Source organism: Burkholderia aenigmatica, assembly GCF_902499175.1.
GTDB classification, from domain to species: domain Bacteria; phylum Pseudomonadota; class Gammaproteobacteria; order Burkholderiales; family Burkholderiaceae; genus Burkholderia; species Burkholderia aenigmatica.
This window is the reverse complement of the sequence record NZ_CABVQC010000009.1, coordinates 86,016-98,768: the sequence shown is the minus strand read 5'-3', so window position 1 is coordinate 98,768 and position 12,753 is coordinate 86,016. Positions and strand designations below refer to the sequence as shown.

Below are 12,753 nucleotides of genomic sequence, written 5' to 3'. Positions count from 1 at the left end.
TTTTCGTCAGTGCAGCGGACCCTGCCCGTGACGGATCTTCGCGGCGAATTGTCCGGCCGCTTGTTCAGGAATCGGGCTCGCGTGAATATGCGCGATGCGCCACTCGCCGCGTTCGTGAATCATCACGTACGTGGCGAAAACCATGTCGGGTTCGGCCGTCAGGTCGGCCTGCTGATGCGCTTCGGCGATCGTATAGACGACCGTGCCGAGGCTGTCGTACACGCGGATGTCGAGCGGCTCGATCGTCACGGGGCGCGTGGCGAGCCGGTTGGCGAGCCCGCTGCGGATCTGGTCGAGGCCGTGCAGATGCTCGCCGTCCGCCCATACGCAGCTGGCGAAATCCTCGTCGATCCACAATCCCAGCAGCGCGTCGAGATTGGCATCGGCGACGGCCTGGTAGTAGGCGTTCAGCGTATCGGCGGCGGCTTCGAAGAGGCGGGCAAAACGTGGCATCGGGGTTATCTCTCGCGCGCGTCGCGCGCCGTATTCAGCACGGCGGCCCGGATGGAGCCGCCGTACACCGGTGAATCGGATTGCCCGGCGCGTCGTGCGACGCTGCCGGCCAGGGTCAGCGTTGCCCGACGAGCATGCCGCGCAAATCGCCGAATACCTGCTCGGGACCGAGTTCGCGCAGGCACTTCAGGTGGCCGAGCGGGCACTCGCGTTCGAAGCAGGGACTGCATTCGAGATGAAGCCATTGTACCTTCGCCAGATCCGACAGCGGAGGGGTGTGGCGCGGATCGGTCGATCCGTACAGCGCGACGAGCGGCCGGCGTAGCGCGGCCGCCACGTGCATCAGCCCCGAATCGTTGGTGACGACCGCGTTCGCGCGCGCGATCAGCGCGCACGCTTCCGACAGCGACGTCTGCCCGCACAGGTTGCGCACGTTCGGCGCGTGGTCGGCGATGGCCTGCGCGGCCGCCGCATCCTTCTGCGAGCCGAGCGCGACGATCTGCGTGTACGGGAACGACTGGTGGACGATGTTGGCGAGCGACGCGAAGTGCTCCGGCGGCCAGCGCTTGGCCGGGCCGTATTCCGCACCGGGGCAGAACACGACGAGCGGCTTGCGCGTGTCGAGATTGAAGCGCGCGGACACGCGCGCCGTCTCGTTCAGGTCGGCGTCGAGGCGCGGCGGCGGCAGCGTCTTCATCGACTCGGGCAGCTTCGCGCCCGGCGCGTATGCGAGCGCCGCGTAGTGGGCCGTCATCGGCGGCCGCTCGCCCGACTTGTCGGGGTTCGCGTGCCGCACGTTCAGCAGCCCGTAGCGGTGCTCGCCCGTGTAGCCGACCCGCAGCGGGATGTTCGCGAGCCACGGGATCACCGCGGATTTCAGCGAATTCGGCAGCACGTACGCCGCGTCGTAGCCGACGTCGCGCAGGTCGCTCGCGAGTTGCCAGCGGCGCAGCATCTGCAGCTTGCCGTGCGCGAGATCGGTCGCGTAGACATCGTGGATCTCCGGCATCCGCTCGAGCACGGGCGCGACCCACGAGGGCGCGACGGCATCGATTGCGATGCGGGGATGGTTTTTCTTCAGCAGCGCAAAAAGCGGCTGCGCCATCAATGCGTCACCGATCCAGTTCGGTGCGATAACCAGCGCTCGACGCATCAGGTCGACTTCCGATGTCGTAATGAAGCACGGCGCTCAGGCGCCGCGTTCGGGTTGCCAGAATGGAGAAGGGCGGCGCGCCGGGGATCCGGCTGCGCCGCCTTGCGGGTCGGCGGGCCTGCAAGCCCGGCCGCCGGGGCTCAGTGGCCCTTGACGACCTCGCCGTCGCGCAGCTTGTAGCGCGTGCCGCAGTACGGGCAGCGCGCCTCGCCGTGCGAGACGTCGATGAAGACGCGCGGGTGCGCGCTCCAGCGTGTCATGGCCGGGTTCGGGCAGTACGCGGGAAGATCCTTGGCCGTCAGCTCGACCAGCGGCATTTCCTTGATTTCACTCATGAGACTTTCTCTTATCACTCTTTTGTGGGGCGGTCGGTGGCGCGGCGCGCTCAGACCTTCGTCAGCCAGTGCGCGTACTTCGCGTTCTTGCCCGACACGATATCGAAAAACGCCGACTGGAGCTTTTCGGTGATCGGGCCGCGCGCGCCGCTGCCGATCGTGCGGTTGTCGAGCTCGCGGATCGGCGTGACTTCGGCGGCCGTACCGGTGAAGAACGCTTCGTCTGCCGTGTAGACCTCGTCGCGCGTGATGCGTTTCTCGATCACCTCGATGCCGGCGTCGCGCGCGAGCGTGATGATCGTGTCGCGGGTGATGCCGTCCAGGCACGACGCGAGATCGGGCGTGTACAGCTTGCCGTTGTTCACGAGGAAGAAGTTCTCGCCGGAGCCTTCCGACACGTAGCCGTCGACGTCGAGCAGCAGTGCCTCGTCGTAGCCGTCGGCGGTTGCTTCCTGGTTCGCGAGGATCGAGTTCACGTACCAGCCCGACGCCTTCGCGCGCACCATCGACACGTTCACGTGGTGGCGCGTGAACGACGACGTCTTCACGCGGATGCCCTTCGCGAGCCCGTCCTCGCCGAGGTATGCGCCCCACGGCCACGCGGCGATCGCGACGTGGATCGTGTTGCCCTTGGCCGACACACCGAGCTTTTCCGAACCGACCCAGATGATCGGGCGCAGGTAGCACGACTCGAGCTTGTTCTCGCGCACGACTTCGAGTTGTGCGGCTTCGAGCGTTTCCTGGTCGAACGGCACGTCCATCTGGAAGATCTTCGCCGAATTCAGCAGACGTTTCGTGTGCTCGCGCAGGCGGAAGATCGCGGTGCTGCCGTCGGCCGTCTTGTATGCGCGCACGCCTTCGAAGACGCCCATGCCGTAGTGCAGCGTGTGGGTCAGGACGTGGATCGTGGCATCGCGCCAGTCGATCAGCTTGCCGTCCTTCCAGATCTTGCCGTCGCGGTCGGCCATTGACATAGGATTCTCCTGGAAGCAGTGAGGTGCAGCGGGTTATGTGCAGCGTTGAGCCGGAAAGACGCTTATTTTAGCGTCATTTGGCGTCGACCCGGTCGGCCGGCGCAGGGCCGGCGCTATAATCGCCCGGTACCGATTCCAATAATGACGGGCCGTGCCGGCAGGAGGCGCCGCCGCCCCGACGAACCGCCCGCTGCGGCCCGTTTCCCATGCTCGCTCGATTGTCCGCCACCGACCGCTTCGCGCTGATCCAGGGCGCACGCGACTATTCCCCGACGTTGATGGCGATTTTCTCGTGGGGGCTCGTCACGGGCATCGCGATGAGCAAGTCGGTGATGACGCTCGGGCAGGCGAGCGCGATGTCGCTGCTGGTCTACGCGGGCTCGTCGCAGCTCGCGGTGCTGCCGCTGCTCGCCGCGAAGCTGCCGATCTGGACCATCCTGCTCACGGCCGCGATGGTCAACACGCGCTTCGTGATCTTCAGCGCCGGGCTCGCCCCCCATTTCTCCTACCTGCCGCTGTGGCGGCGCCTCGCAATCGGCTATTTCAACGGCGACGTGATCTACCTGCTGTTCCAGAAGCAGGGCTTCGCGAACGGCTACGTGCCGGGCAAGGAAGCGTACTTCTGGGGGATGGCGCTCGCGAGCTGGGCGTCGTGGCAGGTGTCGTCGCTCGCCGGCATCCTGCTCGCGAGCTTCTTTCCCGCGAGCTGGGGGCTGGAGCTGGCCGGCACGCTCGCGCTGATCCCGATCATGGTGTCGGCGGTCGCGAACCGCTCGACGCTCGCGGCCGTCGCGGTGGCCGGCGTCGTGTCGCTCGTCGCGTTCGACCTGCCGTACCGGCTCGCGCTGCCGCTCGCGGTGCTCGCCGCGCTCGCGGCCGGCAGCATGGCCGACTTCTTCGTCGAGCGGGCCGACTGGCGGCGCATCCGCACCGAAACCGTGCATGACAAGGAAATCGAATGAGCGCGACCGACATCTGGATCGTCATCATCGGGATGACGATCGTCACGGCGGTCACGCGCGCGTTATTCCTGATCGGCGGCGAGCGCACCGTGCTGCCCGAGCGCGCGCAGCGCGCGATGCGCTACGCGCCGGCGGCGGCGCTAGTCGCCGTCGTGCTGCCCGACGTGCTCGAAACGCCGGCCGGGCTGTCGTTCGCGCTGTCCAACCATCCGTTCTACGCGGCGCTCGCCGGCCTCGGCTGGTTCTTGTGGCGGCGCAGCATGCTCGGCACGATCGTCGTCGGGATGCTCGTGTTCACTGTACTGCGCCTGATCTTCTGATGAGCCGCCCGGGCAGGCCCGCCGGGCACCGGCCGCTCGCGCGGATGCATTGCTGCGTTGCGGCAATGTGTCCGTTCCCGCGCGCGATCCCAAATAGGCGGAATTCGCCGCCCGCGGGGCAGTCTGCCGGGTGGATCGGCTAGAATGCCCGTTCGAGATTTTTTACCCGTGCGCGTCATGCGAACCGCCAGCCACGGCCGCATCCGGCGCCCTTTCGCGGCAGCCCGCGCACGTCCAGCGTGAACCCCCTTTCCCCATCCACTACTTCAATCTGTTCAACATGAGCCAAGTCAAGCGTCTTACCGACCTGATCGCCGCCGGCCAGCTCGCCGGCAAGCGGGTATTCATCCGCGCCGACCTGAACGTCCCGCAGGACGACCAGGGCAACATCACCGAAGACACGCGCGTGCGCGCGTCCGTGCCGGCCATCCAGGCCGCGCTCGACGCCGGCGCGGCCGTGATGGTCACGTCGCACCTCGGCCGCCCGACCGAGGGCGAATTCAAGCCGGAAGATTCGCTCGCGCCGGTCGCGAAGCGCCTCGCCGAGCTGCTCGGCCGCGACGTGCCGCTCGTCTCGAACTGGGTCGAGAACGGCGTGAACGTCGCGCCGGGCCAGGTCGTGCTGCTCGAGAACTGCCGCGTGAACAAGGGCGAGAAGAAGAATTCGGACGAGCTCGCTCAAAAGATGGCGAAGCTCTGCGACGTGTACGTGAACGACGCGTTCGGCACCGCGCACCGCGCGGAAGCGACCACCCACGGGATCGCGAAGTACGCGCCGGTCGCGTGCGCGGGCCCGCTGCTGGCCGCCGAACTCGACGCGCTCGGCAAGGCGCTCGGCAACCCGGCCCGCCCGCTGGTGGCGATCGTCGCCGGCTCGAAGGTGTCGACCAAGCTCACGATCCTGAAGTCGCTGGCCGGCAAGGTCGACCAGCTGATCGTCGGCGGCGGCATCGCGAACACGTTCATGCTCGCGGCCGGCCTGTCGATCGGCAAGTCGCTCGCGGAAGCCGACCTCGTCAACGAGGCGAAGGCGATCATCGACGAAGCGCGCGAGCGCGGCGCATCGGTGCCGATCCCGACCGACGTCGTGACGGCCAAGGAATTCTCGCCGACGGCCGTGGCCACGGTGAAGCAGGTCGCCGACATCGAAGCGGACGACATGATCCTCGACATCGGCCCGGATACCGCCAAGGCGCTCGCGAGCCAGCTCGAGAAGGCCGGCACGATCGTGTGGAACGGCCCGGTCGGCGTGTTCGAGTTCGACCAGTTCGGCAACGGCACCAAGACGCTCGCGGAAGCGATCGCCAAATCGTCCGCGTTCTCGATCGCGGGCGGCGGCGACACGCTCGCGGCCATCGCGAAGTACGGCATCCATGACCAGGTCAGCTACATCTCGACGGGCGGCGGTGCCTTCCTCGAGTTCCTCGAGGGGAAGAAGCTGCCGGCAGTGGAAGTGCTGGAAACGCGGGCGGCCTGAGCGTGGCGGCGCGCGCAGGGGTGACGAAGGCCGCGCGCTCCGCGAAAGCGGAGCAGCCGGCCGGCGCGGGCAAGCGCAAACGCGCGCCCGCGCGGGCGAACACCGCCCCGCGCGCACCGGCGGCCGCCGGCGACGCGGCCGAGCAGCACCACGAGATTCAGAACAAAGCGATGCCGGGCGCAAGCACCGGCACGCCCCCCGGAACGGCCGCCGCTGGGCCCGCCGTTTCCGGCTCTCGCAGCGTTTCACCCAGCGCATCCACCTTGATCCAGATGAGGAGTTTCATGCAGCGCGCCACCAAGATAGTCGCCACGATCGGCCCGGCTTCCAGTTCGCCGGAGATTCTGCTGCAGATGATGCAGGCGGGCCTCGACGTCGTGCGGCTCAATTTTTCGCACGGCACGGCCGACGATCACCGCCAGCGCGCCGAGATGGTGCGCGAGGCCGCCCGCAGGGTCGGCCGCGAGATCGCGATCATGGCCGACCTCCAGGGCCCGAAGATTCGCGTCGGCAAGTTCGAGAACGGCAAGACGACGCTCGAGCCGGGCCAGTCCTTCATCCTCGACGCGGGCTGCGAGATGGGCAACGACGAGCGCGTCGGGCTCGACTACAAGGAACTGCCGCGTGACCTGCGCACGGGCGACCTGCTGCTGCTGAACGACGGCCTGATCGTGCTGACCGTCGAGCGCGTGCTCGGCGACGAGATCCACACGATCGTCAAGGTGGGCGGCGAGCTGTCGAACAACAAGGGCATCAACCGCCAGGGCGGCGGCCTGTCGGCGCCCGCGCTGACCGCGAAGGACATGGAAGACATCCGCACCGCGATGTCGCTCGGCGCGGACCTGGTGGCCGTGTCGTTCCCGAAGAACGCGACCGACATGGAAATGGCGCGCCAGCTCGCGAACATCGCGGGCGCGCCGTACGGCATCAAGCCGAAGATGATCGCGAAGATCGAGCGCGCGGAAGCGATTCCGGCGCTGCAGAGCATTCTCGACGCGTCCGACGGCATCATGGTCGCGCGCGGCGACCTCGCGGTGGAAGTGGGCAACGCGGCCGTGCCGGCGCTGCAGAAGCGCATGATCCGGATGGCGCGCGAGTCGAACAAGCTCGTGATCACCGCGACGCAGATGATGGAATCGATGATCCACGCGCCGGTGCCGACGCGCGCGGAAGTGTCGGACGTCGCGAACGCGGTGCTCGACGGCACCGACGCGGTGATGCTGTCGGCCGAGACGGCCGCCGGCAAGTATCCGGTCGTCACGATCGAAACGATGGCGGCCGTGTGCGTCGAGGCGGAAAAGTCGGAACACGTCGAGCTGGACAAGGATTTCCTCGATCGCACGTTCACGCGGATCGACCAGTCGATCGCGATGGGCGCGCTGTTCACCGCGTACCACCTGGGTGCGAAGGCGATCGTCGCGCTGACCGAATCGGGCGCGACCGCGCTGTGGATGTCGCGCCACTACACGCACGTGCCGATCTTCGCGCTGACGCCGCGCGTCGGCAGCGAGCGCACGATGGCGCTGTACCGCAACGTGACGCCGCTGCACGTCGACTTCAACAGCGACCGCGATTCGGCGCTGCAGGCGGCGCTCGAAATCGTCGTCAAGCAGGGCTACGTGCAGCACGGCGACATGGTCGTGCTGACCGTCGGCGAGCCGATGGGGCAGGCGGGCGGCACCAACACGCTGAAGATCGTGCGGGTCGGCGAGCACTATTGAGCACCGGCCGGGCAGCTGCCCGGCCCAAAAACCGGCGGCCGAGGCAATCGGGCCCCGATTTTTGACGAAAGCCGCGCGGGGTCGCATGCCCCGCGCGGTTTTTTTTCTTTTTTGCCCGCTTTGTGCCGTGCGAACGTAACAAATTGCGAGTGGGCGCCACCGGGCGGTCGGAATCGGAGGCGCTTCGCGATAAAATGCGGCTATTCGACGCTCAGCCGCGCCGCGCCACCCCGGGTTCGAACGGGAGCGAGCGCCGCGCCGGCGTCAGGGCGCACCGGTTTTCATTCCAAGGAGTTCCACAATGCCTCTCGTATCAATGCGTCAATTGCTGGACCACGCGGCAGAGCACGGTTACGGCCTGCCGGCCTTCAACGTGAACAACCTGGAGCAGGTCCAGGCGATCATGGCGGCGGCGGACCAGGTCGGCGCACCCGTGATCATGCAGGCATCGGCCGGCGCGCGTAAGTATGCGGGCGAGCCGTTCCTGCGCCACCTGATCGAAGCAGCGGTCGAGTCGTATCCGCACATCCCGGTCGTGATGCACCAGGATCACGGCCAGTCGCCGGCGGTCTGCATGGCCGCGATCCGCAGCGGCTTCACCAGCGTGATGATGGACGGTTCGCTCGAAGCCGACGGCAAGACGGTCGCGTCGTATGAATACAACGTCGACGTGTCGCGCAAGGTCGTCGAGATGGCGCACTCGATCGGCGTGACGGTCGAAGCCGAACTCGGCGTGCTCGGCTCGCTCGAGACGATGAAGGGCGACAAGGAAGACGGCCACGGCGCGGAAGGCACGATGACCCGCGAGCAGTTGCTGACCGATCCGGAGCAGGCCGCCGACTTCGTGAAGCTCACGCAGTGCGATGCACTCGCGATCGCGATCGGTACGTCGCACGGCGCGTACAAGTTCTCGAAGAAGCCGACGGGCGACATCCTGTCGATCCAGCGCATCAAGGAAATCCACGCGCGCATCCCGAACACCCACCTCGTGATGCACGGTTCGTCGTCGGTGCCGCAGGAACTGCTGGCCGAGATCCGCGAATTCGGCGGCGACATGAAGGAAACCTACGGCGTGCCGGTCGAGGAAATCCAGGAAGGCATCAAGCACGGCGTGCGCAAGATCAACATCGACACCGACCTGCGTCTCGCGATCACCGGTGCGATCCGCCGCTACCTGTTCGAGAACCCGGGCAAGTTCGATCCGCGCGACTACCTGAAGCCCGCGCGCGAAGCGGCGAAGCAGGTGTGCGTCGACCGCTACCTCGCGTTCGGCTGCGAAGGCCAGGCCGGCAAGATCAAGCCGGTGTCGCTCGACAAGATCGCCGAGCAGTACAAGTCCGGTGCGCTCGCACAGGTCGTGCGCTAAGACTGTAGTACGATTGCCGCGCCGAAAGGCAACGGCAAGGCTGTCCGGCCGGATCTGATCCGGCCCCGCAGCCGTTCCGTCCGGCCGAACGAGGGCCGGCCGGCAATCGCCCGGGCGCTGTCGCCCGGCCGGTTCGCCGACGTATTGCAAGACCGCCGTTCCCGCCTGCCGCGGGGAACGGCGTTTCCCTTTTTGTTTGGCTCCTTATCTGCGAAAAGACGATGTCTACCCTCTACGAATCCACGCTCCGCTCGCTGCCGCTCCTCGGTCGCGGCAAGGTCCGCGATAACTACGCGGTCGGCAACGACAAGCTCCTGATCGTCACGACCGACCGCCTGTCGGCATTCGACGTGGTGATGGGCGAGCCGATTCCGAACAAGGGCCGCGTGCTGAACCAGATGGCGAACTTCTGGTTCGACAAGCTCGCGCACATCGTGCCGAACCACCTGACGGGCGACGCGCCGGAAGCGGTCGTCGCGGCCGACGAGGTCGAGCAGGTCAAGGGCCGCGGCGTGGTCGTCAAGCGACTCGAGCCGATCATGATCGAAGCGGTCGTGCGCGGCTACCTGGCCGGCAGCGGCTGGAAGGAATACCAGGCGTCGGGCGCCGTGTGCGGCGTGCAGCTGCCGGAAGGCCTGCAGAACGCGCAGAAGCTGCCCGAGCCGATCTTCACGCCGGCCGCGAAGGCCGAGATGGGCGAGCACGACGAGAACATCACGTTCGAGGAAACCGAGCGCCGCATCGGCACCGAGCTGGCCGCGACGATCCGCGACATCTCGATCAAGCTGTACAAGGAAGCGGCCGACTACGCGGCGACGCGCGGCATCATCATCGCCGACACGAAGTTCGAATTCGGCCTCGACAACCACGGCAAGCTGTACCTGATGGACGAAGCGCTGACGGCCGATTCGTCGCGCTTCTGGCCGGCCGACCAGTACCAGGTCGGCACGAACCCGCCGTCGTTCGACAAGCAGTTCGTGCGCGACTGGCTCGAGGCGCAGCCGTGGGGCAAGACGGCGCCGGCGCCGGCGCTGCCGGCCGACGTCGTCGAGAAGACGGCCGCGAAGTATCAGGAAGCGCTCGAGCGCATCACGGGCCAGGCGCTCGTCTGAGCGGGGAACAGAACACATGAGTGAAGTCCAGACTGCCCACACGCACAGCGCGCCGCTCGTCGGCGTGCTGATGGGTTCGAGTTCCGACTGGGACGTGATGAAGCATGCAGTTGCCATCCTGCAGGAATTCGGCGTGCCGTACGAAGCGAAGGTCGTGTCCGCGCACCGGATGCCCGACGAGATGTTCGACTATGCGGAGAAAGCGCGTGAGCGCGGGCTGCGCGCGATCATCGCGGGCGCCGGCGGCGCCGCGCACCTGCCCGGCATGCTGGCCGCGAAAACCACGGTGCCGGTGCTCGGCGTGCCGGTCGCGAGCAAGTACCTGAAGGGTGTCGATTCGCTGCACTCGATCGTGCAGATGCCGAAAGGCGTGCCGGTCGCGACGTTCGCGATCGGCGAGGCCGGCGCCGCGAATGCCGCGCTGTTCGCGGTGTCGATCCTGTCCGGCAATTCGGTCGATTTCGCGAACCGGCTCGCCGCGTTCCGCGTGCGCCAGAACGAAGCCGCGCACGCGATGGTGCTGCCGCCGCTGGAATGACGGCGCACCGGCGGCCGCGCGTCGTGGCTGCCTGACCTCCCCACTGCGGCGGGCAGCGCCCGCCGCGACCGACCACTGACATGACCGCAACTCCTGATTCCGTTTCCCCGATCCTGCCCGGCGCGTGGCTGGGCATGGTCGGCGGTGGCCAGCTCGGCCGCATGTTCTGCTTTGCCGCCCAGTCGATGGGCTATCGCGTCGCCGTGCTCGATCCCGATCCGACGAGCCCTGCCGGCGCGGTCGCCGACCGCCACCTGCGCGCCGCGTATGACGACGAAGCCGCGCTCGCCGAACTGGCCGACCTGTGCGAGGCTGTTTCGACGGAGTTCGAGAACGTGCCGGCCGCGAGCCTCGATTGCCTCGCGCGCACGACCTTCGTCGCGCCGGCCGGCCGCTGCGTCGCGGTCGCGCAGGACCGGATCGCGGAGAAGCGCTTCATCGAAGCGTCGGGCGTGCCCGTTGCACCGCACGTCGTGATCGAATCGTCGGCCGCGCTCGCCGCGCTCGACGATGCCGCGCTCGACGCGGTGCTGCCGGGCATCCTGAAGACGGCGCGCCTCGGCTACGACGGCAAGGGCCAGGTGCGCGTGAGTACCGCGCAGGAAGCGCGCGACGCGCATGCGGCGCTGAACGGCGTGCCGTGCGTGCTCGAGAAGCGCCTGCCGCTGAAATACGAAGTGTCGGCGCTGATCGCGCGCGGCGCGGACGGCCGCTCGGCCGCGTTCCCGCTCGCGCAGAACGTGCATCACAACGGCATTCTCGCGCTGACGGTCGTTCCGGCGCCGGCGGCCGATGCCGCGCGCGTCGAAGAGGCGCAGCAGGCGGCCGTGCGGATCGCCGATACGCTCGGCTACGTCGGCGTGCTGTGCGTCGAATTCTTCGTGCTGGAAGACGGCTCGTTCGTCGCGAACGAAATGGCGCCGCGCCCGCACAACTCCGGCCACTACACGGTCGACGCGTGCGCCACGAGCCAGTTCGAGCAGCAGGTGCGCGCGATGACGCGCATGCCGCTCGGCAACCCGCGCCAGCATTCGCCGGCCGCGATGCTGAACATCCTCGGCGACGTGTGGTTCCCGAACGGTGCGGCGGCCGATGCCGTCACGCCGCCGTGGGACACGGTCGCGGCGATGCCGGCCGCGCACCTGCACCTGTACGGCAAGGAAGACGCACGCGTCGGCCGCAAGATGGGCCATGTGAACTTCACGGCCGAAACGCGCGACGAAGCCGTTGCCGCGGCCACCGCGTGCGCGCAGCTGCTGCGCGTGCCGCTCGACTGAGGCGCCAGCCGATGTCCATCGATCTCCCGAACTCCGTGACGGCCGCGCAGATCGACGCGGCCGCCGCGCTGCTCGACGCGGGCCAGCTCGTCGCCTTTCCGACCGAAACCGTCTACGGGCTCGGCGGCGACGCGGCGAATCCCGAGGCCGTCGCGCGCATCTATGCGGCGAAAGGGCGGCCCGCGAACCATCCGGTGATCGTGCACCTGCCGCCGGGCGGCGATCCCGGCTACTGGGCCGACGCGCTGCCGGCCGACGCGCAGGCGTTGATCGATGCGTTCTGGCCGGGCCCGCTGACGCTGATCCTGAAGCGCCATGCGCGCATTCCGGACGCCGTGAGCGGCGGGCAGGATTCGGTCGGGCTGCGCTGCCCGTCGCATCCGGTTGCGCAGGCGCTGCTGGCCGCGTTCAGCGCGCGGCGCGGCGGACATGGCGGCGTGGCCGCGCCGTCCGCGAACCGGTTCGGCCATGTGAGCCCGACCACCGCGCAGCACGTGCGCGACGAATTCGGCGACACCGTGCACGTGCTCGACGGCGGCGCATCGGAAGTCGGTATCGAGTCGACGATTCTCGACCTGTCGCGCGGCTTCCCGGCGCTGCTGCGTCCGGGCCACGTGACGCCGCAGCAGATCGCCGACGTGCTCGGTCGCGCGCCGCGGCTGCCGGACGGCAGCGATGCGACCGCACCGCGTGCGTCGGGCACGCTGAAAGCGCATTACGCGCCGCGCACGCCGCTCGCGCTGCTGCCGTTCGATGCGCTCGAGCCGTTGCTCGCGGCCGCGCAGACCGGCGGCGAACGCGTCGCGCTCGTTGCACGCGCATCGCGCGCGGGACGCTGGGCGCAGGCCGACGGCGTGCATTTCGTCGCGGCGCCGGAAGATCCGTCCGCGTATGCGCGTGAGCTGTACGGGATGCTGCGTGCGCTCGACCGCGCGCAGGTCGCGCGGATTCTCGTCGAGAAGCTGCCCGAGACCGTCGAATGGATCGCGGTCAACGACCGGCTCGGCCGTGCGGCCGCGGCGTTCGAAGCGACCGAATGACGAAGGGGCGCGGCTGATGCGACCG

14 protein-coding genes are annotated in these 12,753 nt (G+C 68.1%); 9 read left to right on the top strand and 5 right to left on the bottom strand.

Features of this window, described 5'->3' with window-relative positions; translation table 11 throughout:
* Positions 1-6: 6 nt before the first annotated feature.
* The 4 genes from BDO18943_RS09150 to BDO18943_RS09135 form a co-directional block, all read right to left on the bottom strand.
* Positions 7-453: a nuclear transport factor 2 family protein gene (locus BDO18943_RS09150; RefSeq protein ID WP_006749968.1), complete on the bottom strand. Its 447-nt coding sequence runs from the start codon at positions 451-453 to the stop codon at positions 7-9.
* 115 nt (positions 454-568) lie between these two features.
* A complete protein-coding gene (gene waaF, locus BDO18943_RS09145) occupies positions 569-1,606 on the bottom strand; it encodes a lipopolysaccharide heptosyltransferase II (RefSeq protein WP_043190244.1) in 1,038 nt (345 codons plus the stop codon).
* A gap of 140 nt (positions 1,607-1,746) precedes the next feature.
* A complete protein-coding gene (locus BDO18943_RS09140) occupies positions 1,747-1,941 on the bottom strand; it encodes a zinc-finger domain-containing protein (protein ID WP_009694969.1) in 195 nt (64 codons plus the stop codon).
* Between the two features lie 50 nt (positions 1,942-1,991).
* A complete protein-coding gene (locus BDO18943_RS09135) occupies positions 1,992-2,915 on the bottom strand; it encodes a branched-chain amino acid transaminase (protein ID WP_089451211.1) in 924 nt (307 codons plus the stop codon).
* A gap of 206 nt (positions 2,916-3,121) precedes the next feature.
* Between BDO18943_RS09135 and BDO18943_RS09130 the strand changes: the two genes are divergently transcribed.
* The 3 genes from BDO18943_RS09130 to BDO18943_RS09120 all read left to right on the top strand — a co-directional run bounded on the left by BDO18943_RS09130 (position 3,122) and on the right by BDO18943_RS09120 (position 5,674).
* Positions 3,122-3,877, top strand: coding sequence for an AzlC family ABC transporter permease (locus tag BDO18943_RS09130; RefSeq protein WP_043190241.1), 756 nt, complete (start codon positions 3,122-3,124; stop codon positions 3,875-3,877).
* Positions 3,874-4,197 carry an AzlD domain-containing protein gene (locus BDO18943_RS09125; protein ID WP_043190239.1) on the top strand — a complete coding sequence of 108 codons (324 nt, stop codon included), beginning with the start codon at positions 3,874-3,876 and terminating at the stop codon, positions 4,195-4,197. Before BDO18943_RS09130 ends, BDO18943_RS09125 begins: the two co-directional genes overlap by 4 nt.
* A 280-nt stretch (positions 4,198-4,477) precedes the next feature.
* Positions 4,478-5,674, top strand: coding sequence for a phosphoglycerate kinase (locus BDO18943_RS09120; RefSeq protein WP_011353068.1), 1,197 nt, complete (start codon positions 4,478-4,480; stop codon positions 5,672-5,674).
* A gap of 157 nt (positions 5,675-5,831) precedes the next feature.
* Here the strand turns inward: BDO18943_RS09120 and BDO18943_RS42955 are convergent, their stop codons facing one another.
* Positions 5,832-5,960 carry a hypothetical protein gene (locus BDO18943_RS42955; RefSeq protein ID WP_260865387.1) on the bottom strand — a complete coding sequence of 43 codons (129 nt, stop codon included), beginning with the start codon at positions 5,958-5,960 and terminating at the stop codon, positions 5,832-5,834.
* Between BDO18943_RS42955 and pyk the strand changes: the two genes are divergently transcribed.
* The 6 genes from pyk to BDO18943_RS09090 all read left to right on the top strand — a co-directional run bounded on the left by pyk (position 5,959) and on the right by BDO18943_RS09090 (position 12,728).
* Positions 5,959-7,395, top strand: a complete 1,437-nt coding sequence (gene pyk, locus BDO18943_RS09115; protein WP_043190263.1) for a pyruvate kinase — start codon at positions 5,959-5,961, stop codon at positions 7,393-7,395. The two genes, BDO18943_RS42955 and pyk, sit on opposite strands and share 2 nt — an antisense overlap.
* Before the next feature lie 301 nt (positions 7,396-7,696).
* The gene (gene fba, locus BDO18943_RS09110) at positions 7,697-8,761 is read left to right on the top strand and encodes a class II fructose-bisphosphate aldolase (RefSeq protein WP_011353066.1); all 1,065 of its coding nucleotides are present in this window, start codon (positions 7,697-7,699) and stop codon (positions 8,759-8,761) included.
* A gap of 221 nt (positions 8,762-8,982) precedes the next feature.
* Positions 8,983-9,873 carry a phosphoribosylaminoimidazolesuccinocarboxamide synthase gene (locus tag BDO18943_RS09105; RefSeq protein WP_175022035.1) on the top strand — a complete coding sequence of 297 codons (891 nt, stop codon included), beginning with the start codon at positions 8,983-8,985 and terminating at the stop codon, positions 9,871-9,873.
* Positions 9,874-9,889: 16 nt separating this feature from the next.
* Complete coding sequence (gene purE, locus BDO18943_RS09100) at positions 9,890-10,411, top strand: 5-(carboxyamino)imidazole ribonucleotide mutase (protein ID WP_043190233.1); 522 nt, start codon at positions 9,890-9,892, stop codon at positions 10,409-10,411.
* An 80-nt stretch (positions 10,412-10,491) separates the two neighbouring features.
* The gene (locus BDO18943_RS09095) at positions 10,492-11,688 is read left to right on the top strand and encodes a 5-(carboxyamino)imidazole ribonucleotide synthase (RefSeq protein WP_043190230.1); all 1,197 of its coding nucleotides are present in this window, start codon (positions 10,492-10,494) and stop codon (positions 11,686-11,688) included.
* An 11-nt stretch (positions 11,689-11,699) separates the two neighbouring features.
* Positions 11,700-12,728 (top strand): L-threonylcarbamoyladenylate synthase, encoded by a 1,029-nt coding sequence (locus tag BDO18943_RS09090; RefSeq protein WP_175022034.1) that lies wholly within the window; start codon positions 11,700-11,702, stop codon positions 12,726-12,728.
* Positions 12,729-12,753: the final 25 nt, after the last annotated feature.

What these genes read in the sequence shown, in the direction of transcription:
- BDO18943_RS42955 (WP_260865387.1), bottom strand. Translation starts at nt 5,960, where the DNA reads ATGAAACTCCTCATCTGGATCAAGGTGGATGCGCTGGGTGAAACGCTG.
- BDO18943_RS09150 (WP_006749968.1), bottom strand. Translation starts at nt 453, where the DNA reads ATGCCACGTTTTGCCCGCCTCTTCGAAGCCGCCGCCGATACGCTGAAC.
- BDO18943_RS09095 (WP_043190230.1), top strand. Translation starts at nt 10,492, where the DNA reads ATGACCGCAACTCCTGATTCCGTTTCCCCGATCCTGCCCGGCGCGTGG.
- BDO18943_RS09130 (WP_043190241.1), top strand. Translation starts at nt 3,122, where the DNA reads ATGCTCGCTCGATTGTCCGCCACCGACCGCTTCGCGCTGATCCAGGGC.
- BDO18943_RS09125 (WP_043190239.1), top strand. Translation starts at nt 3,874, where the DNA reads ATGAGCGCGACCGACATCTGGATCGTCATCATCGGGATGACGATCGTC.
- BDO18943_RS09090 (WP_175022034.1), top strand. Translation starts at nt 11,700, where the DNA reads ATGTCCATCGATCTCCCGAACTCCGTGACGGCCGCGCAGATCGACGCG.
- purE (WP_043190233.1), top strand. Translation starts at nt 9,890, where the DNA reads ATGAGTGAAGTCCAGACTGCCCACACGCACAGCGCGCCGCTCGTCGGC.
- BDO18943_RS09140 (WP_009694969.1), bottom strand. Translation starts at nt 1,941, where the DNA reads ATGAGTGAAATCAAGGAAATGCCGCTGGTCGAGCTGACGGCCAAGGAT.
- BDO18943_RS09120 (WP_011353068.1), top strand. Translation starts at nt 4,478, where the DNA reads ATGAGCCAAGTCAAGCGTCTTACCGACCTGATCGCCGCCGGCCAGCTC.
- fba (WP_011353066.1), top strand. Translation starts at nt 7,697, where the DNA reads ATGCCTCTCGTATCAATGCGTCAATTGCTGGACCACGCGGCAGAGCAC.
- BDO18943_RS09105 (WP_175022035.1), top strand. Translation starts at nt 8,983, where the DNA reads ATGTCTACCCTCTACGAATCCACGCTCCGCTCGCTGCCGCTCCTCGGT.
- waaF (WP_043190244.1), bottom strand. Translation starts at nt 1,606, where the DNA reads ATGCGTCGAGCGCTGGTTATCGCACCGAACTGGATCGGTGACGCATTG.
- pyk (WP_043190263.1), top strand. Translation starts at nt 5,959, where the DNA reads ATGCAGCGCGCCACCAAGATAGTCGCCACGATCGGCCCGGCTTCCAGT.
- BDO18943_RS09135 (WP_089451211.1), bottom strand. Translation starts at nt 2,915, where the DNA reads ATGTCAATGGCCGACCGCGACGGCAAGATCTGGAAGGACGGCAAGCTG.